Below are 22580 nucleotides of genomic sequence, written 5' to 3'. Positions count from 1 at the left end.
CTGCTTGAGACAGAACGGAGGGATTTTTGAGCTAATTGAGGCTCATTTTTGAGTACGTAGCAGCGCTACGGATGAGAAAATAGCCGAAAAGTAGCTCAAAAAGACCCCGTTCTGGCCAAGTGAGCTTTTGTTCATAAAGTCTAATATTGTTTGCCCATGTTTGACCGAGCCGTATTACACCTCGACGCAGATACCTTTTTTGTATCCGTTGAGCGCAAGCGCAATAGCGCCTTAAAAGACAAGCCCATCGTGATCGGTGGAGGCAGTGACCGCGGGGTGGTCTCTTCTTGCAGTTATGAAGCCCGCAAATACGGCGTATGTTCCGGAATGGCTATGAAAATGGCTCAGCGTCTTTGCCCGGAAGCCATCTATCTGCGCGGAGACATGGATGCCTACACCCAGGAATCGCAGCTCATCACTGACATCATTTCCGAATACGCCCCGGTGTTTGCCAAAAACTCCATTGATGATTTCGAAGTAGACCTCAGCGGGCTGGATCGTTATTTTGGTGCGTTCAAGTGGTCGGGGGAATTGCGCCAGCGCATCATGCGGGAGTCGGGTTTGCCCATCTCAGCCGGAGTGTCGGTCAATCGTTTTGTGTCCAAAATGGCGAGTAATGCCGCAAAACCTTGTGGCGAGTTGTTGATTGATCAGGGGCAGGAAAGACCTTTTTTGTCGCCGCTACAAATTGCGAAAATGCATGGGGTAGGGGAGGTCTACGCCCGCAAACTCGTGTACATGGGTATTCGCAAGATTGGCACCTTGAGCCAAATCCCCCCCAAGCTTCTGGTGCGCGAGTTTGGCAAATACGGCACTACCCTCTGGGAACATTCCAACGGCATCGATAGCTCCCGGGTGATTCCCTATCACGAGGAAAAATCCTTGTCCAAAGAGTGCACTTTCCAAACCGACACCATTGACCTCCGGTTTTTGAAAGCCCAGCTTACCGACTTGTGCAGCACCCTGGCTTTTAATCTGCGTGCCTCCGGCAAACTGGCCTCTTGCGTAGCGGTCAAAATCCGTTACACCGATTTCCAAACTTACCACAAACAAAAACAAATCCCCTATACTTCCAGTGACCAAACCCTCCTCGATTGCACCCTGGATTTGTTTGATCGCCTGTATACCCGACGGCAATTGGTGCGCTTGATTGGCGTCCGTTTTTCCGGCCTGGTGCGCGGCAATCTGCAGATCAGCCTCCTCGAAGATACCCCTCAGGAAATTGAATTGTTACAAGCCCTCGATCGGGTGCGCCGCCGTTTTGGCCAGCATGCGATCAAATGGGCATCCGCATTGTAATTTTTTTTGTAACTATTTAGCAGCCGCCTGCGGCGGGATTTTTCACCACGAAGACACTAAGACACAAAGACACAAAGACACAACATTTTAGCGCTTAATGTCTTTGTGCCTTATTGTCTTTGTGGTGAAAAATCCCGCCGCAGGCGGCTGCTAAATAGTTACTTTTTTTTAGCTAAAACCGATGTATCTCAACTGTCACACTCATTTTAGTTTAAATTATGGCACACTTTCACCTGAAGCGCTGGTACAAGCTGCAAAGGCTAAAGGCATTAAAACCCTGGCATTGACCGACATCAACAATGTATCTGGTGCTTTTGAATTCGTGGAGGCCTGCAAAAAACAGGGCATCAAACCCATTTTGGGCATCGAATTCAGGAATGAAAAACACCAGCTCCTCTACATCGGCCTGGCCAAAAACAACAAAGGTTGGTACGAGTTGAACCACCTGCTTTCTCAAATCGATCAAAAACCATTGCCGACTGTTCCGCCCAAAATGGAGCATGTGTTTATCATTTACCCTGGTTTGGTTAAACCCCTTGAACATTTCCGCAGCTATGAATTTATCGGGGTGCGGCCCGAGCAGGTCAAGAGCCTGTTTAGTTCGGAATTGAAAAAACACCCGACTAAACTGGTAGCTCTTTCCCCGGTCACTTTTGCCGAGGCCGAGGAGTACGAGCTACACAAAGTGCTGCGGGCCATTGGCAAAAACGAGCTGATTAGCCGCTTGCAAAAAGAGGACTTTGCCGGGCCTTACGAGCGGCTTTTTGAAATCAAAAGATTGCTCAAGGCGTATGAATTGTATCCCGAAATTGTCCAGAATACGGCCCAAATTGTGCGGGATTGCCAAATCGAATTTAAAAAAGACCTGGGCCACAATCGCCGCTGTTTTACGGGTAGTGTTGAAGAAGACCAGGCCCTGCTGCGCAAACTGGCCCTGGAAGGTTTTGGTCGACGCTACAACAAACGCAACCGTGAGGCCCAAAATCGGGTGGAAAAAGAGCTGAAACTCATCTACCAAATGGGTTTTACCGCCTACTTCCTCATTGTATGGGACCTGATCAAATACGCTTCTTACAGCAATATTTTTCATGTGGGGCGAGGGAGTGGTGCCAACAGCATTGTGGCCTACTGCATTGGCATCACCGATGTGGACCCGATTGGTTTGAACCTCTACTTTGAACGTTTCATCAACGAGCACCGCAGTTCGCCGCCCGATTTTGATGTCGATTTTCCTTCTGACCAACGCCCGCTCATTTTGGATTATATCTTCAAACGGTATGGTCGGCACCACACGGCCTTTATCTGCACGTATGATACCTTCCAGTTTCGCTCCATTGTGTGGGAGCTGGGCAAAGTGTTTGGTTTGCCCAAAAGTGAAATGGAAAAGATTGTAGCCAATCCCCAAAGCCCGGAAGAACACCACGAACTGGCCCGCAAAATCTGGGAGTACGGCCACCGTCTGGAAAACATGCCCAACGAACTCTCCGTGCATCCTTCGGGGGTCATCATTGCTGAGCAGCCCCTGTATCACTACTCAGCCCTTCGGCAGATGCCTTTTGGCTTTCCCATTGTTCATTTTGACATGTACATCGCAGAGGACTGGGGCTTCAACAAGTTTGACATCCTGGGGCAATGCGGGCTTTCGCACATCCGCGATACCGTCACCTATATCCGCGAAAACCAGGGCAAAGCGGTGGATGTGGAAGACATGGAAAAAATCTACGCCGATGAAAAAGCGAAGGCGCTGCTGCGCACTGGTGATACCGTGGGTGTTTTTTACGCTGAATCGCCCAACATGCGGGAGTTGTTGCCCAAACTGCAATGCGACAATTACCCCGATCTGGTAATTGCCTCCAGCATCATCCGCCCGGGGGTAGCCAGCTCAGGCATGATGCGCGAGTACATTCAGCGGCACAAACACCCCTATGCCTTTGAGTACCTGCACCCCTGCTTTAAGGAGCATTTGGCAGAAACCCACGGTGTAATGGTGTTTCAGGAAGACGTGATGAAGATTTGCAATGCTTTTGCCGGATTGTCGTTGGGGGAAAGTGATGTGCTGCGCAAAATCATGAGCGGCAAACGCCGCAACTCCGAAACCTTTGAACAACTGAAAGGCAAGTTTTTTAACAACAGCAAAGACCGGGGCCACCCGGAGGAGCTGGTCCAGGAAGTCTGGCGCCAGATCGAGAGTTTTGCGGGCTATTCCTTTTGCAAGGCGCATTCGGCGGCGTTTACCGTATTGTCTTTTCGGGATTTGTACCTCAAAGCCTACTACCCGCTGGAGTTCATCACCGCCGTGATCAACAATTTTGGGGGATTTTACCGCACAGAAATTTACTTGCACGAGGCCAAAAAACTGGGCGCTACCCTGCATGCGCCTTGTGTGAACCACAGCGAGGTGCTGGCCAAGCTTGCGGGCAAAAACCTCTACATCGGGCTGATTTTTATCCAGGGTTTGGAAAAAAACCTGGCCGAGGAAATTGTGTACCAACGCAAATACCAAGGCCCTTACAAAAGTCTGGAGGATTTTATCAACCGGGTTCCCATATCTGCCTTACAACTGGAATTGCTCATCAAGGTCAATGCCTTCCGCTTCACTGGCCTGAACAAATACCAGCTGATGTGGGAAAAAAACAAGGTGCTAAACCCAAAAAACAGCTTCGTTCAGGCGGCTACTTTTTTCGAAAGCGCCAACGAAGATTTCAACCTGCCTGAACTTCACGAGGGGGCGTTCGATCAGGCTTTTGATGAAATAGAGTTGCTCAAATTCCCACTTTGCTCTCCTTTCGATTTGTTGGATTGGGATTATTTAGAGGACAAAAAAGAGAAGCTGAGCTTGTCGAATCAGCTAAAAAATCAGGTCAACACCTTCATTTCCATCTTGGGCTATTTCATTTGTCGCAAAACCACGACGACCAAACAAGGGCTACCAATGGGTTTTGACGCCTGGTATGACCAACAGGGCGAGTACTTCAATAGCGTGGTTTTTCCAGCAGAAATGAAGCAGTTCCCACTGAAAGGGCAAGGCATTTATTTGCTACAGGGTAAGGTGACTGAGGAGTTTGGGGTGTTCAGCATTACGTTGCAGTATTTGGAAAGATTGCCTTATCGGAGGGATGAGCGATTTGAGTGAGGGGAATTATTCTTCACTCTTACCTTCTAATGCATTGATTATACTTTCAATGTAAGCCAATTCCAGATTCAAAACCTGTGCAATTTCAGCGGCAGGCATTTGTAAGGTTTCGTGAAAGTAGAGTACAGTACGCTGGCGCTCTGCTTCTATACGTTGGCGTTCCTCTTCAGCCTTTTGACGTTCTTCCTCAGCCTTTTGACGCTCCTTTTCAAGCAGTTCCTTATATTGCTTTCTTTCTTCTTCCAATGCTACTGCCGGATCGTAGCCGAATACATGTTCATACAGCCCTGCCGCAAATTCTTTGGTTCCTTTTGAAATGGTCATGGCTTCTGTTTTTGGAAAAGTCAGGTAATATTGAGTTTCGCGAAATTCGTTTTCAAATGTCTGTGGTAAATTCACAAAATCCCTTACAAAAATAAGCAATTTGAGGATTTTGTCAAAGGGCATTTTTTTCGATCGGGCGAGCTCGAATAGTTTGCTCTTTAGCTTTAAACGCAACTTAGGCTGTTTTTTGCTTTGGTAAGCATACAATGCGGCGAGTAAAGCGAAGGCAAAAGGGTTGTCGGATGCATTGATTAATGTTTGCTCTTTTTCTTGCGCGGCTACGATGCTGATGAAATCGTATTGAATGCGGGTTTTGAAGGTAGTCCGCTGATAGCTCCGCTCTTCAATTGGTGGTGGAGCACCAGTAAATACCGCGATGGCACTAATGTCCTCCACACCATAACGCAAGCCGATCAATGCTCGGTACTCGTACATCCTGCGCCCGAAACCTACCTCCGGCTGATGTTGAAATTCGGCGTGTATGAATACCAGGTGTTCAGCGCCAGTTTTGAGGTAAACCCTGACCAGTTTGTCTGTAAACTTACGCTTGCCGCGTATTTTGAATTTACCCCGCAGGGCATTGATTAGTTCTTGTTCCAAAAAAGTATATCCCCTTGACCAGTCAATGGCTTCATAAAGCGCTGGGTCAGCAAAGGCAATGAACTCAGGGAAAAAATCAGTGATAAAATCTTTGAGTAGAGCGTCGTAGTCGATGGGTTTAGGCATAGTGTGGAAAATTTAAAAACAAAAATAGATTAAATTTTTATTTTTAAAAATTTTAGTTAAAAAATATAAACACCACGCGACAAGGCACAATACCAACACAAAGCTGTTTGATTGGAAACCTAGGTTATCAAGCACCAAAGCCAACAATCACCGCTCCTTTTTATAAGGCGACACCCCCTCCACTACCACCAAAGGGCGTATCAACTCACGCTCCCCATCCGAGAGCACCATCTGGTACGTCCTAGCCCTCAAAAAACGCTCATAATGCACGAAATACGGGTAATCACTGGTCTGCTTGCTGAATACCAGATCCCAGCGGTATTGATTAAGACCCTTCTGACCCGCCAGGGGCGTTTTCCAAAGCTCTTTACCCGTCACATCCCGCAAGGAGAGCGTCACCGGCTTGGAGCGGCTCAGCCAAAACGTGATTGGCGTTTTTTCTACCGTGCGGTAATCGGGTTCCCCACCCAAAGAATTGTGCCAGGGCCTTTTGGCTGCTGGAATCTCAAAAAGGTGATCCTGCTCAAGGGGCAATGTTCCCGCCACCAGCGCCTGTAGCGGGCGTAAATTCAGTTTATACAAACCTCTGCCATGCGTGGCTACAATCAAATCCATTGACTCCTCGTGAATCTCCAGGTCAGCAACCGCAGCGGCAGGCAGATTTTTCCCAAATAAAGACCAACTTTCACCTCGATCAAGCGACACGTACAAGCCCCGCAGTGTGCCGACATACAAGACATTGGGCTGAACCGGGTCTTCCAAAACCACATTCACTGGCTCATCCGGCAAACCAGCAGCGATGCTTTTCCAGGTTGCTCCGTCGTCTTCGGAAACGTACAGGTAACTGTGCAAATCATCGTAATTGAGCCCCGTCATTGCAAGGTAAACCCGCGATTTGACAAAACGGGAAGGGCAAATGCTGCGGATGTAGTTGTTGGTCAGACCCAAAGAATGCTCTTCCCAACTTGCACCGTCGTTTTTGCTGACCCAAAAAGCCCCTTTGTCCGTACCTGCGTACAACCAGCCTTTGTTTAATCGCGATTCTACCAGGGCACCAGCGGCGGAGGACTTTTTCGCCGGGATGGCCGAAAGTGCCAAATTGGGGCTGATTACTTTCCACGTGTCGCCTCTATCTTGACTTTTGAAGATAAAATTCCCACCGTGGTAAAGCGTTTGGCCCTGATGCGGAGAGATAAAGTAGGGGGCGATGTAATTAAAATTCAGAGTGTCCTTGCTGTTTTTGGGCAGTTCAGGTTGGATGGAATGAGTGGTATCGGCGCGACGATCCAGGCGGATGGCTGCACCATGCTGCATGCTGTAGTAGACGATGTTGCCGTCGCTGGGGTCTACCTGGCTCACACAACCGTCGCCGCCATCCCAGGGATCAATCCAGACGTATTTCCAGGGGTCTGGAAAACGGGGATTGAGTTCCGTAGGCGGACCAAATACGGTGGCGTCATCCTGGGTACCGCCATAGATGAGGTAGTTTTTTTGATCGATGGTGATGTCGTAAAATTCTCCAGTCGGGATGTTGTTGTAATGCATCCAGGTTTGCCCCTTGTCGTAACTCAGGTAAAACCCGCCATCGTTGCCGACCGCCATGTGTTGCGGATTTTGGGGATTGATCCAGAGTTCGCACTGGTCAAGGTGCAGCCCCTGGGCCAGGCTGGGGTTCATACGCGTAACCTTGCCCCCGATGAAATCAAAGGTTTTCCCCCCATCCATACTGTGCGCCAGGCGTACGCCCAAACAAAAAACTTCTTCGTCATTTTTGGGATTGACATACACATCGGTGAAGTACCAGCCGATGCCGGGAAAAATCTGGAAAGGGCCCGCGTGGGTTTTGCTCCAGCTAAGGCCGCCGTCGCTGGTTTTGTACAACTCGGCAGCTTCGTCGCGGGCATTGTTCAGGTTGTCCATCAGCGCGTAGGCCTTGGCAGGATTGGATTGCGAAACGGCCAGGCCAATGCGGCCTACCTTGGGCCCAGAGGGTAAACCTTTGGTGCAGGCCGTCCAGCTTTTACCCCCGTCGGAACTACGGTACACGCCACTGTTTTTGCCACTGATGCCGGGATAGACCTCCCAAAGGGTGGCATACATGATTAGCGGATTGCTGGGGGAGATGACAATGTCGTTGGCGCCAGTCATCTCATCTTTGTAGAGCACCTTTTCCCAGGTTTTGCCCCCATTGAGGGTACGGAACAAACCACGATTGGGATTTTTAGACCACAAATGCCCCAGAACTGCCACAAAAACAATGTTGGGGTCTTTGGGGTGGATGGCGATTTCGGCAATGGCCCAGGAATCTTCCAGCCCAATGTGCTGCCAGGTTTTGCCCGCATCGGCAGATCGGTACATGCCCGTGCCCGGCAAGGTAAAATTGCGGGGCTTTTTGAGGTTTTCCCCGGTACCCAGGTAGATGATGGAAGGATTGGAAGGGGCAAGTTCCACATCGCCGATGCTAAAGGAGGACTGCCCCTCAAAAATCGGATTCCAGTTAACTCCGTGATTGACCGTTTTCCACAAACTACCCGAGCCAAAACCTACGTACATGGTGCCAGGGTGGCGGGGATCCACTTGCACTACATCGGCACGGGCGGAGTTGAGCATGGGGCCGATGGGCACCCAATCGAGCCCAAAGGTGCTGGTAGTTTTTAGGGACTGGTACTGAGCGAAGGAGGCCTGTAGCGGGGAACGTGCTTGTTGGGCAAACCCAGCGAGGAAACTGAGGCATAAAGGCACAAAAAAGAGTATAACTCGGCGCATGCGGTGGTGTTTTTTGTGAAAATAATACCGGATTTTGGAAATACCGCAGGATTAACGTGAGTTTTGAATTAGAACTGCCAGGAGGGCAGTTATCTGGGTAGAAATAATGGAATGTTTATGATTCCTGGCTGCCCGGCGGGCAGCTATCTGCATGATTTTTTCAAAGATAGTTGCCCACCGGGCAGCCGCAACAATATCCCGATTACATTGAATCTACCAAGATGGCTGCCCTCCAGGCAGCAAAATACCTCGTCTGGGATTTATTAAATTGATTTTCAGTTTCATTAATTCAAAACTCACGTTAGGATTAGGAATCGTGGGGGCAAAACTTGGAATTGTGCAGACGTCTGCACAATCGCCCCCCTCACCCCTTCAACGTCACCCTTACCACATCGCCCGGCTTCACCCTCAGTTTACAATACGAATAAACTCGTCCCGACTGGTCTTTGCCTTGTCGACAAGCCTTTTTCACCCCATTCACCCAAGCCTGTTGGTGTACCCCCGGGAAACCAGCTTGCCAGTTCAGCGGGGCATCTCCTGCTTGCAAGCGGAGGGTAGAAGTGTGGTTTGCTTCCTGTTTGAGTGCTACCAGCGACTGGCCGATGCGGATGTTTTCCAGGCCAAGGTAGTCGATTTCCGCTGGCAGGTGCGACAAGGTGCTCAGGGCATGAGCGCTAGCCTGTGGTGTGATCCCCAACAAGTCGACCACCGTGTTGCGAATCAGGACGTACGATACTTCAGGATAATCCCCATTCCGGCCCGTTGCCGATTGGTAGCTGTGTTGCTGGTTTAAGCGGGTGATGATGTGCTTCATCCATTTCCAGGCGGTTTCATTCTGTTGGTGCAGGAAAAAGGTTTCGGGAATGTAGCTGATGGCTTCAATGTTGTCGGGAATATCGTCCTTGGATTCCAGTCGTTGGTTGATGAAATCGAGGTACAGTTGGGTGCGCGGTACATTGCCCTCGGTCAAGCCTTTCATGGGCATGAACCAGGAGTTCTCTTTGCCCCATCCAGCCACTGCTTTCCCATCTGCGGTGTAGCCCCGGTTGTAGGTGTTGGTGTTTTTGGTGCCCCAGTTTTGGTTAAAAAAAGTTTTCAGGTCTGTGGCTTTTTTTGCAAATAGTTTGGCCAATTTGGCTTCGCCCCGCAGGGCCGCCATTTTAGCATAAGCCTCAAAAGCTTTGAATTGGCAAGCGATTCCGTCGCCCGATTCGATCAAAGGAGCATCCTGGGCTTCGTTGTAGGAGGCGGCGCCCTGAAAAATGCCCTTGCCGGTACCCTCGGCAATACCATTGGGCAATTGTTGATCGTGCAGCACAATAAAGTCGGTCACCACTTTGGAGCAGTACCGCCAAATTACTTCATCTTTGAGGTAGCGCTCGTCGCCAGTCCATAGATACAATTCATACGCTTTTTCGACCAGTTCAAACGTTGCTGGTACCTCCCGTACAAAGTTGTCATTGCCCCGGTAATCCAGCAGGAATGGTGCGCCATTAAAGTTGATGGCCCACAATGGGAACCATTTTTTGCCCTCGTCAGCCGAAGCTGCAAAAGCTTTCAGCATCGTAAAATTTTCCTCCTGTAGCCCCAGCAGATGGGCGCCGATAAGTTGGTGACAAAAATCGCGGGAATAAAACGCCGACCTTTTAGGGTAACCCGCCCAATAAGTGGGTAGATAGGAAACATCTCCTGATCCTGCGCCCCGTTCCCAGGCATCCAGGGGGCCCGTTTTTCCGGTTTGCACATAAAACCTGGCCTTCTCTTTGGCCCAATTGAAAGCCTCAAGCAATTCCTGCTGGGAAGATTGGATGAGCAAATCTGGCTGAGCAATGGGAGGCTGAGTAGTGCGATTGTAGCTGTTTTGAGCAAAACAGTCCAGGGAAATCCCCAATGTACACATCAGTAAAAGGAGCAAACAGGCCTTATTCATGCTTTTAGGTTTGTAGCAATTTTTCTACCAGCCAAGATAAACAACCTTAAACCATTTCAACCCCTTCCCTGTTACCCTTAAACCACAAATCAACTTTCAGACAAAGCAAAAATCAATGAAACCGATCCATATTTTACTGAGCTTCCCCATTTTTTTGGCCCTCAGTTCCTGCGGACAGAAACAAGGTTATCCAACGACGGTACGTTCCACTACCAAAGTCCCCTCCGCTGAATTGGCCAAATACCATACCGCCGTTTTTGCAGCAGGCTGTTTTTGGTGTGAAGAGGCGGTATTCGAAAGTATCAATGGGGTGGCCGAAGTCATTTCTGGTTATGCAGGCGGCACCACCCAAAATCCGACCTATGAGCAATCCAATACCGGTACAACCGGCCACGCAGAATCGGTAGAAGTGTATTACGATAGCACGGTGATCGATTACAAAACCCTATTGCGGGTGTATTTTGCCTCGGGAGATCTGACCCAGGTGAATGGCCAGGGGCCAGACCTTGGATCGCAATACCGCTCCATCATTTTTTACAAAAATCCGGTAGAAAAAGCCATGGTGGAAGAGTATATCGCTACGCTCAACGCCTCTAAAAAGTACAAGCGGCCCATTTCGGTGGAGGTTGCTGCATTCACCAAATTTTGGGTGGCGGAAGACTACCACCAGGATTATGTGCAACACCATCCTGAAAGCTCCTATGTGCAGCACGAGTCCATTCCAAGGCTGATGCGCGCGCAGGCTCAGCTGAGCGACCTCCTCAAACCAGGGAAAGTGCAGCATTGATTGCTTTATGGGTGAGATGAGCACCTTGCGCCTTGGAGCATGCCTGAAATTTCACCTATCCAAATGCTGTGCAACTCGCCTTCGATACTCCCCGGGCGTCAGCCCCACTAATTTTAAAAAACAATTGCTGAAATGACTTTGGTCATAAAAGCCACTTTCCAGGGCGATTTGTACCAAAGGTAAATTGGTGCTGATCATCAGTTCTTTGGCGCTTTGGATGCGCAGGGTAATCAGGTAATTGATCGGAGATAGTCCAGTATATTGTTTGAACTGGCGCAGGAGATTGAACTTGTCACAATTGAAACGTTTGCACAACTCATCCAGACAGATTTTGTCTTTTACATGCTGGCTGAGGTAAATTTTGATTTGTTCAAAAATGACCTCTTGGGAGGCTTCGTTTGTAGAGCTATGCTTAGGTTTGAGTGGCTTGGCATGGTGAGAATAAAAAGCCGCTTGCTGCTTGGGCTTACCTACCAGCAAGCGACTTCGAGGAGTTGATACAAAGCCTGAATGTTGGGCCATAAGTGCTGATTTTGAGCTAATTTAGCACATCCATATCGTGCAACAATCCACAAAAGCAGTGCTTAACAGGCACTTAACTTCCTTATTGAATCATTAACAATTTTTTGTACTTGTTGCGGGTTTCTTCCACATTGGGGTCCAATTTGAGGGCTTGTTCAAAAAAAGCGAGGGCACGTTCCTTGTTGCCATTTTTTAAATAGCCATCGCCCAAGCTGTCGTAAACATTGGCCGAATTGGGGTGTAAGGCTACGTTGATTCGAAAAACGCTGAGGGCTGCTTTTTCATGGCCACTGTTCAGCAAATAATAAGCTGCTGCGTTGAGTTCACTTTCGCCCGAAATGTTGTGCCGGATTTGATTGGCCAGGCCCAGGTAGCTGACGTTTTCATCAGTCAACAAACCTGCTTTGAGCCATTTGTTGAGGTAGGAATAACTCTGGTAATTGGGCGTGTAGGCTTCTTTGCGCAGGATTTTGAGCAGGTCTCGTTCCAGGCTCTCCACGGGGGATTCATTGATGCGGTTGAGTTCCACCCCATTTTCGTAAACGATCAAGGTGGGCACTCTGAAAGCAAACAAGCCCCGGTCTTCGCGGCCCGGACTTTGTTTGTAGGTGCTATCGGCATTGTCGACGGCAATGAGGGTGATTTTTGCAGCTGGCAAAGCGAGCTGATCCAGTACTTTCATCATTCTGGGCAATTCTCTTCTACTATCGCCACACCAGGTACCAAAAACGATTTTGATGTTGATGGAAGCCGTGTTTTGCTGTTTGAGTTGGGCCGCAATACCTGGATTGGGCGTGTAATTTTGGTATGCGGGATTGTACCAGCTGGCATAAGGTGCCTGCTGTAGCCCATTTAAGTCAACCACGCCTAATAATTTTGATTCAGGAGTGCTTTGGGCAAAAGTAGTAGTGGCAAGCAGGCAAAAAAGAGTGTGCAAAAAAATGGTTTTCATATTTGTCGGATTGAAAATGGCGGTGCCCGGGTGCAGTGAGTTTGCAACCCAAATACCAGGGTGAATGAATAATTGATCGATACAAATATTCATGCACAGAATCCGGAGAGTCTTGGAAGATATTGCAGTTTTTCCTAACGGATTGTTAATCCAAAAGAGCGGTCCTCATCATCGGGCCTATCTGTGCTTTACAACTACACTATTTCAACTTGAATGTACAGTAAATGGAAACCTGCTGATTGACTGGGAGAATACCGCGAAAATTGGGATTCGTTTTAAATAAGGGGTGTTTATAAAACTTTGAGATGAAGCCGCTGGTTCAATACACCTAAGTTTGAACCAGCGGTTTAATGGGTAATCCGTACCATTATTTTTACAAAAATCCAGAAAAAAGCATTGCTGGAAAGTGATATTGTTGTGCTCAACACTTCAAAAACCTGCAATTTACCCCTCGCTTAATCTTAACGGTAAAGACCGCAACGCCTTTCCCGTCAAATCCAATAAAGCCCCGGCAATGGCTGGCGCAACCGGCCCTAGGGGCGGCTCCCCAATGCCAAAAGGCTCGGGGGCATTTTCCAGAATCACGACCTGAATTTCAGGAACATCATTCAAAGTTGCCAGAGGATATTCGTGGTAATTGCTCGCCGAGATTTTGCCATCCGCGATGGTGATTTCTTCGTACAAAGCTGCGCTGATGCCCATCATGATCGCGCCTTCTACCTGTTGGTGAATACCGCCAGGGTTGATGGCGATGCCACAATCTACCACTTCGGTCACTTTTAGTACTTTGACGGCCCCATCCACAATCGACACCTCGATGGCAGCGGCGGCGATGGTTTTGCGGTCATTACAAATGGCGACGCTTCGGCCAACCCCAGGCTTACGTTCAGCGCTCCAATCAGCTTTATCTTTCAGTACTTCCAGCACCTTACTCATCCGTTGGTTGAGTTCATCGCCACCTTTGAGCAGTTTGAGCCGCATTTCGATTGGGTCTTGCTTGGTATGGTGGGCCAATTCGTTCACAAACGACTCGATGGCAAAGGTGTTGGCAAAAATGCCCACCGAGCGCCAAATGCCGGAAAGGTAGGGGACTTCCACATTCCAAACGGAAGCGGAGCGGTTTTTGACGGGGTACATAATGCTCGCACCATGACCTGCTGAAAGCCAATCTGCACCAACCATAGAAAGGGCAAAATTACCACCCAGGTTTTTCATGACCATGTCCGGTGTAGCCTGGTCGTGAGAGATAGCCTCAAGTTCCCCTTGCTCGTCAAATACGGCTTTCAATACGTGATGGGTATTGGGGCGGTATACCGAATTTTGGAACTCCTGTTCACGGGTAGGAATCAGTTTGATGGGGGCACCTACAATTTTGCTGATCCTGGCGGCTTGGGTGGCGTTGTTGCGGCCCATTTTTCGGCCAAAACCGCCGCCAAGGTAAGGCGCTTGTACATCCACTTTGTTCTTCTTCATCCCCATTGCGCTAGCGAGTTCCCCTTGGATCATCCCTGGAGCTTGGGTGCCAATAACGATGCTTGCCTCGTCATTTTCAATATGGGCAAGGGTTCCGTAGGTTTCCATTTGGGCATGCGCCGCCATGGGGGTTCGGTAGGCCTGTTCAAAAATCTTGGCTTTGCTGTTTGACAGGATAGATCGGGCACTGCCTTTATCCTGGACATTGACCGGTTTGCCTTTGCCAACCGTGACTAGGCCGATGATTTCTTTTTGCTGCCAGGCTTTGGGGATGTCCCATTCCACTTTGATCTTGCGCACGGCCATTTCGGCGGCATAACGGTTGGTGGCGACCACAGCAAGCAAATCGTCTTCCTGGATTACCTTCACTACGTCTGGCATTTTGGCCGCTTCGGTCGTATCAATACTTTTGATCTTGCCATTCAAATAAGGGCATTCGAGGGTAACGGCGTGTAGCAGACCATTGCGCTCATGGTCGATGGTGTATAAGGCCGTGCCCATAACTTTTTCCTGTAAGTCAAGCCTTTTTACGGTTTTGCCGACGTATTTGAACGCAGATGAAGGTTTCAGTGCAGGAGTTTTTGGGGTTTTCCATTCTGTGGTACTTTCCGCAATTTCGGCATAGGTCATGCTTTTGTTCCCACTACTCAATACCCCATCTTTTGCGGCGACACTACTCAATGGTACTCCCCATTGCTCAGCAGCGGCAGTTTTGAGCATTTCGCGCATGGTGGCGGCTACTTCCCGCACTGGTATGTACAAGGCCAGCGTAGAATTGCTACCACCAGTGCCCAGGGAATCAACAATCCCACTGCCGGTGCTGGCATGTTCCACTTTGATGCGTTCCAAGGGGATTTCCAGCTCTTCGGCGGCTAGCATCGCCAAACCAGTAATCACATTTTGCCCCATTTCTATTTTCGGTGATTTGAACAAAATGGAATTGTCACTCAAAACCTGAAACCAAAAATCGGGCTTCATAGAGGAGATGACGGCTGGAAAGTCCATACCTTCTACCGTTTGAGCCAAATAACGCCGGGTAGGCGAGCAGCCCAGGTAACCCGCTACAATTGAGCCGCCGAGTACAACGGCAGTACGGCGTAGGAATTTGCGCCGAGAAAAAGGTCTTTTATTGGAATTGGCTTTAGTGCTCATGGTGTCAGATTTTGGAAGCTTGTTGAATGGCTGCTGCTCTTTTGATGGCTTTGATGATGCGGGGATGGGTACCGCAGCGACAAATGTTGCTGATATTGCTTTTGATGTCTTCGTCGCTGGGATTGGGAATCTCCTGAATGAGTTTAGCCGCGGCCATCATAAAGCCGGGCTGGCAATATCCACACTGGGGAACTTCTTCTTCAATCCAGGCTTGCTGAATGGGGTGAATTTTGGTCTCGGTAGACAATCCCTCCAGAGTTGTCACCTCCTTACCTGCGGCATACTGCACGGGCAGCGCGCAAGAACGGTACACCTCCCCATCGACATGCAAGGTACAGGCACCGCACATGGCTCGGCCACAGCCGAATTTGGTGGCTTTGAGGTGCAACTCATCCCGGACGACCCAGAGTAAGGGCATTTCGGGGTCAACATCTACGCTGACGGGTTTTTTATTGATGCTGAAATCTATTTTCATGACTATAATTTTGAATCATTGAGGAATATGTGCGCCGTTGGTCAACCATTCGTTAAGGGCGGCCCGAAATTCAGGGAGGGCAACAGGTGGAGGAGTCCGACCGGGCCCAGGATTCCATGCCCAAAGCACTAGGGAATCCTGCCCCATGTGTTTGACAAGGTCTTGCGGACTACGTCCTCCGTTTTTATTTTTATCCACCAGAGCTTTACCCAGTTCCAAATCGCTTAAACCCTGCCAACCCATCGAACGGGGCGCCAGGCCCCAATGCGGCGCCCCAGGAACGTTGGCATAAAGGTTGTTCTCCTGATGATGACAGGTTTCACATTTTTTAACCAGACCACCGTGGTCGGCTTTCCCCCGGCTGACGCCCATACGATGGAGGTGTTGATCGTCGCCCTGACGTGGGACGTCTCCAGAGGGATGGCAATTCATGCAACGTGGACTTTTTAGCACTTTGAGGATGCTTTGGAAGGCAGCCAGCGACTTTTCCTTGTCCCCGACTGAAACTCCCCTTGGCACGGCTTGTTGTTCAGCAATGAGGGAGTTGGAGCCCAATACCCAAAGGCTGCTGATCAGCAGGGCACTGGCCAAGAGTTTTGTAGACATGGTTGATCATTTAATGGGTTAAGGAAGATTTAGTTGATTAAATGGAGTGACTGATCACTCTAATTGAAGAACAAAAAAACTCAGGTGATCATCCCCCACAACATTTCAAAAGTATCATCAATGAGTTTTTTTTGCTCAGCAGCAGGGATATTGGCACTGCTCAAATATTGATTGAAACCATAAATGTGGTTAGAAAACAGGCTGAAGATAAAATCAATTGGCCTTGGCTGAATGATTTTAGTGGCAATCCCTTCTTCAATCAGGTCGAGATCTGGTTTCATCTGTCGGTACATTTCTTCCATGGACAAACGTGAAAGAAAAGGCGAAGTGTGAAACTGTTGGATAAACCTGAATTCTGTACTATGCTCCAGCGCCCAATACATTACTTGCAAATAGCGATTCTTGATTCTAGCTTTAAGTGCAGTTTCTGGCAACACATTTTCAATTAAATGCTGTGCCAAGCGGGTCTTGATATCGATGTACAGGGCAATTATCAGGTCTTCCTTGGTCTTGAAATAATGGAACAAGGTGCCATTGGCCACTCCGGCCTCTTGAGCAATTTTACTGGTCGGTGTACCATGAAATCCATATTCAACAAAGAGCTTGAGCGCTGCTGCAAGTATTTCCGTAACCTTATCCATTTGTAGATTGACTAATCACTCTACAAAGATAAAATAATCCAATTAGATTGAAAAAAATTATGCAATTTTTTGCCTGGAAGCTTCGATAAAGCAAAAAACCATACATTTCGTGAAAAGCACAGCAGCAAATGACCAAAGAACGAGTTAAAGCCCCCCTTTACCCAAACTCATCCCACTTCGACCTCGTCATAATCGGGGCCGGCCCTGCCGGAGCTACCTGTGCTTTACAACTGCGCCATTCCAATTTGAGAGTACTCTTGATTGACAAAGCGACCTTTCCCCGCTCCAAAACCTGCGGCGACGCGATCACCGGCCGCTCCATCAAGACCTTGTTCCGCTGTTGCCCGGAACTGGTGGAACAATTTCGTTCCTTCCCTCAAAAAACCGAGATCAAACAGACTCGCCTGCACATCAACGCCCACAAGCCCGTCGACATCCATTGGGTCAATGAGGCCTACTGTTGTCGGAGGGTTGATTTTGATGATGCGCTCTTGCAAGGAGTGCGGCAATACGCTCCCAATGTGCAGATTTTAGAAGGATTTCAGGTAGATGAGATTGTTCAGGACGATACAACTCCTGGAAGGTTCCTGGTCGGTAATTCCAGCCAACGGCGTTATTTCAGTACCCAGTTTCTGGTTGGCAGCGACGGCACCCAATCCATGGTCAGCAAAAAACTAAGCACCACCCGCCTGGATCAAAACCACCACGCTGGGGCCGTGCGCGCCTATTTTAGTGGGGTCAAGGGTTTGCATTTGAACCGCACCGAAGTGTTTGTTTTGCCCGAGTTTATGCCTGGCTATTTTTGGGTTTTTCCCTTGTCTGAAGATACGGCCAATGTGGGTTTTGGGATGTTGACGCGCAGCATTGCGCGACAAAAAGTCAATTTAAAAGAGGCTGTTTATGCCTTCATTCAGGCTTCTCCTGAGCTCAGAGCACGTTTTGGCGAAAGCACACAGGTTGGAAAGTTGGAGGGTTTTGGGCTGGCTTTGGGTTCGCGGCGGGTGTCCATGTCGGGCGATCATTTTTTGTTGATCGGGGACGCGGCATCGCTGATTGATCCTGCCTCTGGAGAGGGCATCAGCAATGCCATTGTGAGTGGAAAAGTGGCCGCGGAAACGATTGTGGTGGCCTTTAAAAAGCAGGACTTTAGCGCTGATTTTTTAAAAAGCTATGAAAAAAATTTATTCAAAATCGTTGGAAAGGAATTAAAAACCAGCACCATTTTGCTGCGCAGTTTTCATTTTGTACCAAAGTTATTGGATTGGAGTGCCTATTTGATGGCCAATCCATTTTTTAAACGTTTGGCTAAAAAGTTAATGTAAAGGCTAGCTTCGTTAACTAAACAACACTGGATCAATGCTCAACAACACTGATCCAGTCTATTTTTTTAATCCGCGTGCTGCATCACCAAATGCACAATGCCGTTTTTGACCGACACTTCCATCGCCCACAATTCGTCTCCACTCAGCAGTGAAATCACGCCCTTATTGATGCTGGATTTGATGTTTTCAGCATCTTCCATCCACAAGGCTTTGCCAATCAAGTAAGCTTCTTCAATGGTCATTCCGGGGTTAAAGCGAATGGTGTAAGCCGAGCCTCCTTCGCCCATGTCCGCTTCTACTTCTGCGCCGTTGGTATAAGTCACTTTATAATGGTCATAACGAGATTCCCCTTTGGGCAGATCAACCTTAGCCTTGCGCGGGGAGTGCATTTTCAGGTAGCGTTCCTGAATGGTGCCCACGTCAGAATCGTCGTCATTGGGCAAGCTGCCTGGGGTTTTGTACTTGGACAGGTAGCCATCAAATACGAACCCGATTTTGCCATTAGCAGTTTTTACTTTTACCCAAAACCCCTTAATGGTGAATCCAGGAAATACGGTCACTGAGTGAGCTGTTTTTTTGAGGCCTTCGGCTTGAACAGTTATTAAGGCGCCATACTCTACAGTCATAATTTTAGTGCCCGTTGGTGCGGCCGTTTCACGCAGAATGAGCCCACTGGCCGCGTGTACGGTTAATTTGTCTCCCGCAGCATAAGTGCCGATAGAAAAGGCTAAAGACGGCAGTAAGATCAGTGTCAAGAGCAAAAAAAGAGCATTGTTTTTCATGTGTTACACAAGCTTAAAGGTTGGCAATAGCATTTTGGATGTGGATGCTTTGGGGGAAAGCAAGCGTGTAAAAATACAAGCTTTTTATAAAGTAGTATAGCTAAGGAGGTTCAAAATGGCTAATTGCCTAAATGCTTGACTTTGAATAATTTTTAGCGTACTTTGAAGCTTCAATAGCCACAATTCTGTGGGCCATTTGTTTTACATCACCTAAAAACACACCTATGAATCCATTCTTGCGTTTTTTGACTCTTGCACTCTTGCTTTCGCCTTTAAGCCTGATGGCACAAAGCCCGGTGGGCTCCTGGAAATTGCCCGTTCCCGATGGAAGTGGCAACATGATTACCCTGAAAGTAGACATTTCTGCTGAGGGAACTTTTACCCTGGATGTTGGTGCTGATGGCAGCATCGAAACCAAAGGAAAATACACTATGGATGGGGCAAAAATGACCATTCAGGAAACTGAGGGCACCGAATGCACGGGCGTTGGCGTGTACACACTCAAAGTGGAAGGCGATACCATGACCATGACCAGAGTAAGTGATGCTTGTGAGGGCCGCGGCGGACCTGAAGGAGTAATGGTGCTGAAAAAAGCTTGAGCGCCGACCAAAGATTAACATTGAAAATAGGCAGGCCAGCGGATGAATTCAGCTGGCCTGTTTATTTTTTGCCAACTATTAAGTTTATGCTATTTACTATTGTTCAACATCAGGTTGCTCTTGTTTTCGTAGATCCCCATGCTAAAACTTGGTTACAACTAAAACACCCAATACTATGAAAATTGGAGCCATCTCCCAGAATCCACTCGAATGGATAGCCATCCAGGCCAAACTGCTGCCCATGCCTTTGTTGTACGGCCATTTCGGGTTCATGATGAGTAAATTTTTATTGGAAGCCGTAGATGTTGGCATCTTCGAAACCATTGGTCAGGACAAAAAAAACATTGCCGAAATTGCCCAGGCTTGCGGTGGATTGAATGAAAAAGCCCTCAAAGGAACGCTTGGGGTACTAGCTTCAATGGGACAGATGGATGAACAAAATGGTCAATTTAGCCTGACTTCAGAGGCTAAAAAATACTTACTCAAAGACAGCCCAGACAGTGTCTACTGGATGATGTTGTTCGATAACCGGGTCTGTATGGCCTGGATGAGCTATTTTCCGGAATTCCTGCGCACTGGCAAGGGCTTACAATACCACGATACGTTTAACAGCGATGAGTGGTATTTGTACCAGAATGCTATGGAATCTGCTGCCATAGGTTTAGCAAAAGAAGCCATGAAAAAATTGCCCATTGCTGCCCAAGCCACCCAACTATTGGACATTGGCGGCTCGCATGGTTTGTATAGTGTGGGTATGTGCAAAAAAGCCCCAAACTTACACGCTACCATTCTTGATTTACCTGCAGCAGTCGAAAAGGCTCGCCCGATTTTAGCCAAGTACGGCATGGGTGAACGCATTACCTACCGCCCTGGCAATATTTTGACCGACGACATCGGAGCAGCACAGTACGATTACATTCTCATGGTCAATGTAGCGCATCATTTTACGCCCGAAGAAAATCTGTTGGTGACACAAAAAGCCCATGCTGCCCTCAAACCTGGGGGCACTTTTACCATATTGGAGTTTATGCGGCAGGACACCATCAAAAAAAATGGGGATATGTTGGGCGCATTGGGCGATTTGTTTTTTCTGTTAAGCAGTACCGCGGGGCTTTGGAGTCAATCCGAAGTTGAGGCCTGGATGCAGCAGGCGGGCTTTGCGGGTATTAGAATAATCGATTTTCTTATCCTGCCAGGCTTTAAGGCGATTTCGGGAAAAAAGTAAGCAAAACGGTATGACAAAAAATAGGGGTTCTTCAAGCCAAAAATCAGTGCATCAACAATTGGCTTATCGTTTTTTGCAGCATGAAAAATGCCATACTAAGTTTGTTGTTGCTGGCTTGCGTTGGCCTTTGTCGAGGCCAACAAGCTGAAGAATCCACATTCAATGTCGGGTTGGAACTGGACGCACTCCCTTACCTTACGGGCGGGTATTTTATCGCTGGCTGGGCTGGTCAAGGTCATTGGCGTTGCCGGGTTTTGACTGCCAACGTCAATAAGCCCGATTGGAGCACGCCTGAGGGTTTTACCAAACACCACGTCGCGGCCTATGCAGCGGTAGTTGACGTTTTTTTGAAACCCGGTTGGCGGGGTTGGTGGATTGGCGCCGGGCCAGTGTATTGGCAAAGCCGCATCCAAACCGATGCCCGGATTCAAACCGCCCATTTTAACAACTTTCTTTTGAATGGCAGTTTGGGCTACAACCTGAAAGTGGGGAAGCAGTTTTACCTCTCGCCCTGGGCGGGTTTGAGCATGCGGATTGCTGGCGACCGCGATGTTCCTGTCGACCAACAACTATTCACCTTGCCCCTGTTTAACCCTGAAGCTTCGCTGAAACTGGGTTTTCATTTTTAAGGGTGACTAAACTCGTGCATAAGGTAAGCGCGCAACCTGTTCGGTACGATAGTAAGTATCCAAACCACTTACCGCCACTGTGCCTGCCCCTTGCAGGTCAAGGTTACCTTTTTCATCCATACAATCATCCGGCAAAATCAACTCCAACACCTTGCCAATGATTAAAATGGTATTGTTGGCCTTGATGTAGTATTCTTCCACGTATTCCAGGCCCATTTTGATGCTGGACTCAGCTACAAAAGGAGCTGCAATGCCTTCGCGCCACTCGGGTGTGAGCCCCACTGCGTTGAATTCAGAAACTCCATCGGGGTAACTGGCTGAAGTTTGGTGAGCCGCCTGGACGATGTTTTCCTGCACATGGTTGAGGGTGAAAAAATGGGAATGCTGAATATTTTGATAGGTGTGCCGGGTTGTTTTTAAATCTCCGTCTACCGGGCGGGTTACGATACCAATCAAAGGTGGCGCAGAACCAATGTGTACGGCAGAGGAAAAGATGGCTAGGTTGGGCACTCCATCCGGGCCTACACTGCCTACTAGATTGCCACTTTTAAAGCCTGTAATCGCATTGATCAAGGTCAAACGAGGAATCCGGGGAAGTTTTTCGATGTCTGGTAGTGAAAGGATCATAATAGGTTATCTTAAGTTTTAAGCGAAGCTTGTTTAAAAACGGAGATTGGAACAATGAAATTGGGTATTTGTTTAGGCGGGAAGGAGGAGCGTTCTAGCTTTTAATTGAACAAAAAAACAGGTCAGTTGAATGCATCAACCAACCTGTTCGCAATGGGTTAAGGTGTTTGAAGATGGGTTTTAGGCATGCTCTAAGGCTGTTTTTTTCGGTACCCGAGCATGGAAAAATAGCAACAACAGGGCTAGTACACATAAACTGGATTCAATAACCAGCCATTTTTGACCAAAATCGCCCAACTGTCCTTCCATAAAAATGGTCATGATTCTGGAAATGGCATACAGCCCCCCAAATAAGGCGACCAACGCCAGTCCCTGTTTGGCGTTTTTAAAAGCCAGGTAGATCAATTGGATAAAAATCAGCAGTCCAATGCCACCATACACGCCCCGAATGGAGCTAAAGGCATCGGTGTTGTTCAATTGAACGCCAACCAAATCCATAACTGATTGAGGGGATACAAAAGCTTGCAAACTCACCATCAGTACGCCTAATGCGTTGAAGGCAATTACCACGAAGGTTGCAATGCGCAGCACTGTTTCTTTTTTGAACATC

General features: G+C 48.4%; 19 protein-coding genes. 7 read left to right on the top strand and 12 right to left on the bottom strand.

The window, feature by feature from the left end; genetic code table 11:
- Positions 1-156: 156 nt before the first annotated feature.
- Positions 157-1299: a DNA polymerase IV gene (gene dinB, locus ACO08K_RS29190; RefSeq protein WP_421800036.1), complete on the top strand. Its 1143-nt coding sequence runs from the start codon at positions 157-159 to the stop codon at positions 1297-1299.
- Positions 1300-1480: 181 nt separating this feature from the next.
- A complete protein-coding gene (locus tag ACO08K_RS29185) occupies positions 1481-4432 on the top strand; it encodes a DNA polymerase III subunit alpha (protein WP_421800035.1) in 2952 nt (983 codons plus the stop codon).
- Between the two features lie 6 nt (positions 4433-4438).
- Here ACO08K_RS29185 and ACO08K_RS29180 read toward each other — a convergent pair whose 3' ends face one another.
- The 3 genes from ACO08K_RS29180 to ACO08K_RS29170 form a co-directional block, all read right to left on the bottom strand.
- A complete protein-coding gene (locus ACO08K_RS29180) occupies positions 4439-5482 on the bottom strand; it encodes a hypothetical protein (protein WP_421800034.1) in 1044 nt (347 codons plus the stop codon).
- Between the two features lie 147 nt (positions 5483-5629).
- Complete coding sequence (locus tag ACO08K_RS29175) at positions 5630-8248, bottom strand: WD40/YVTN/BNR-like repeat-containing protein (protein ID WP_421800033.1); 2619 nt, start codon at positions 8246-8248, stop codon at positions 5630-5632.
- 364 nt (positions 8249-8612) lie between these two features.
- Positions 8613-10178, bottom strand: a complete 1566-nt coding sequence (locus ACO08K_RS29170; protein WP_421800032.1) for a hypothetical protein — start codon at positions 10176-10178, stop codon at positions 8613-8615.
- Between the two features lie 115 nt (positions 10179-10293).
- On the opposite strand from ACO08K_RS29170, the gene msrA reads away from it, so the two are divergent.
- Positions 10294-10965, top strand: a complete 672-nt coding sequence (gene msrA / locus ACO08K_RS29165; RefSeq protein ID WP_421800031.1) for a peptide-methionine (S)-S-oxide reductase MsrA — start codon at positions 10294-10296, stop codon at positions 10963-10965.
- Between the two features lie 51 nt (positions 10966-11016).
- Here msrA and ACO08K_RS29160 read toward each other — a convergent pair whose 3' ends face one another.
- From ACO08K_RS29160 to ACO08K_RS29135, 6 genes are all read right to left on the bottom strand, one after another.
- Positions 11017-11487 carry a helix-turn-helix domain-containing protein gene (locus ACO08K_RS29160; RefSeq protein WP_421800030.1) on the bottom strand — a complete coding sequence of 157 codons (471 nt, stop codon included), beginning with the start codon at positions 11485-11487 and terminating at the stop codon, positions 11017-11019.
- Positions 11488-11569: 82 nt separating this feature from the next.
- Positions 11570-12439 (bottom strand): tetratricopeptide repeat protein, encoded by an 870-nt coding sequence (locus ACO08K_RS29155; RefSeq protein WP_421800029.1) that lies wholly within the window; start codon positions 12437-12439, stop codon positions 11570-11572.
- Positions 12440-12883: 444 nt separating this feature from the next.
- Positions 12884-15064 (bottom strand): molybdopterin cofactor-binding domain-containing protein, encoded by a 2181-nt coding sequence (locus tag ACO08K_RS29150; protein WP_421800028.1) that lies wholly within the window; start codon positions 15062-15064, stop codon positions 12884-12886.
- Positions 15065-15068: 4 nt separating this feature from the next.
- Positions 15069-15539, bottom strand: a complete 471-nt coding sequence (locus tag ACO08K_RS29145) for a (2Fe-2S)-binding protein (RefSeq protein ID WP_421800027.1) — start codon at positions 15537-15539, stop codon at positions 15069-15071.
- A 15-nt stretch (positions 15540-15554) separates the two neighbouring features.
- Positions 15555-16145 carry a hypothetical protein gene (locus ACO08K_RS29140; RefSeq protein ID WP_421800026.1) on the bottom strand — a complete coding sequence of 197 codons (591 nt, stop codon included), beginning with the start codon at positions 16143-16145 and terminating at the stop codon, positions 15555-15557.
- A gap of 80 nt (positions 16146-16225) precedes the next feature.
- Entirely contained in the window at positions 16226-16786 is a 561-nt protein-coding gene (locus ACO08K_RS29135; protein ID WP_421800025.1) for a TetR/AcrR family transcriptional regulator, read from the bottom strand.
- Positions 16787-16914: 128 nt separating this feature from the next.
- On the opposite strand from ACO08K_RS29135, the gene ACO08K_RS29130 reads away from it, so the two are divergent.
- Positions 16915-18108 (top strand): NAD(P)/FAD-dependent oxidoreductase, encoded by a 1194-nt coding sequence (locus ACO08K_RS29130; protein WP_421800024.1) that lies wholly within the window; start codon positions 16915-16917, stop codon positions 18106-18108.
- A 65-nt stretch (positions 18109-18173) separates the two neighbouring features.
- On the opposite strand, the gene ACO08K_RS29125 is transcribed toward ACO08K_RS29130, so the two are convergent.
- Complete coding sequence (locus ACO08K_RS29125) at positions 18174-18890, bottom strand: SH3 domain-containing protein (protein WP_421800023.1); 717 nt, start codon at positions 18888-18890, stop codon at positions 18174-18176.
- Positions 18891-19114: 224 nt separating this feature from the next.
- Here ACO08K_RS29125 and ACO08K_RS29120 point away from each other — a divergent pair, with 224 nt between their 5' ends.
- The 3 genes from ACO08K_RS29120 (at position 19115) to ACO08K_RS29110 (ending at position 21343) form a co-directional block, all read left to right on the top strand.
- Positions 19115-19489, top strand: a complete 375-nt coding sequence (locus tag ACO08K_RS29120) for a hypothetical protein (RefSeq protein ID WP_421800022.1) — start codon at positions 19115-19117, stop codon at positions 19487-19489.
- 175 nt (positions 19490-19664) lie between these two features.
- Positions 19665-20714 carry a methyltransferase gene (locus ACO08K_RS29115; RefSeq protein WP_421800021.1) on the top strand — a complete coding sequence of 350 codons (1050 nt, stop codon included), beginning with the start codon at positions 19665-19667 and terminating at the stop codon, positions 20712-20714.
- A gap of 80 nt (positions 20715-20794) precedes the next feature.
- Positions 20795-21343, top strand: coding sequence for a hypothetical protein (locus ACO08K_RS29110; protein WP_421800020.1), 549 nt, complete (start codon positions 20795-20797; stop codon positions 21341-21343).
- 6 nt (positions 21344-21349) lie between these two features.
- Here the strand turns inward: ACO08K_RS29110 and ACO08K_RS29105 are convergent, their stop codons facing one another.
- Both ACO08K_RS29105 and ACO08K_RS29100 read right to left on the bottom strand, forming a co-directional pair.
- Positions 21350-21970, bottom strand: a complete 621-nt coding sequence (locus tag ACO08K_RS29105) for a flavin reductase family protein (RefSeq protein ID WP_421800019.1) — start codon at positions 21968-21970, stop codon at positions 21350-21352.
- A 180-nt stretch (positions 21971-22150) separates the two neighbouring features.
- Positions 22151-22579 (bottom strand): DUF4345 domain-containing protein, encoded by a 429-nt coding sequence (locus ACO08K_RS29100; protein WP_421800018.1) that lies wholly within the window; start codon positions 22577-22579, stop codon positions 22151-22153.
- Between the last annotated feature and the right edge of the window lies 1 nt (position 22580).

It is taken from the genome of Haliscomenobacter sp., from assembly GCF_965225875.1.
Lineage (GTDB): Bacteria > Bacteroidota > Bacteroidia > Chitinophagales > Saprospiraceae > Haliscomenobacter.
The sequence above is the reverse complement of the archived record's forward strand: the minus strand, read 5'-3'. Positions and strand labels throughout refer to the sequence as shown.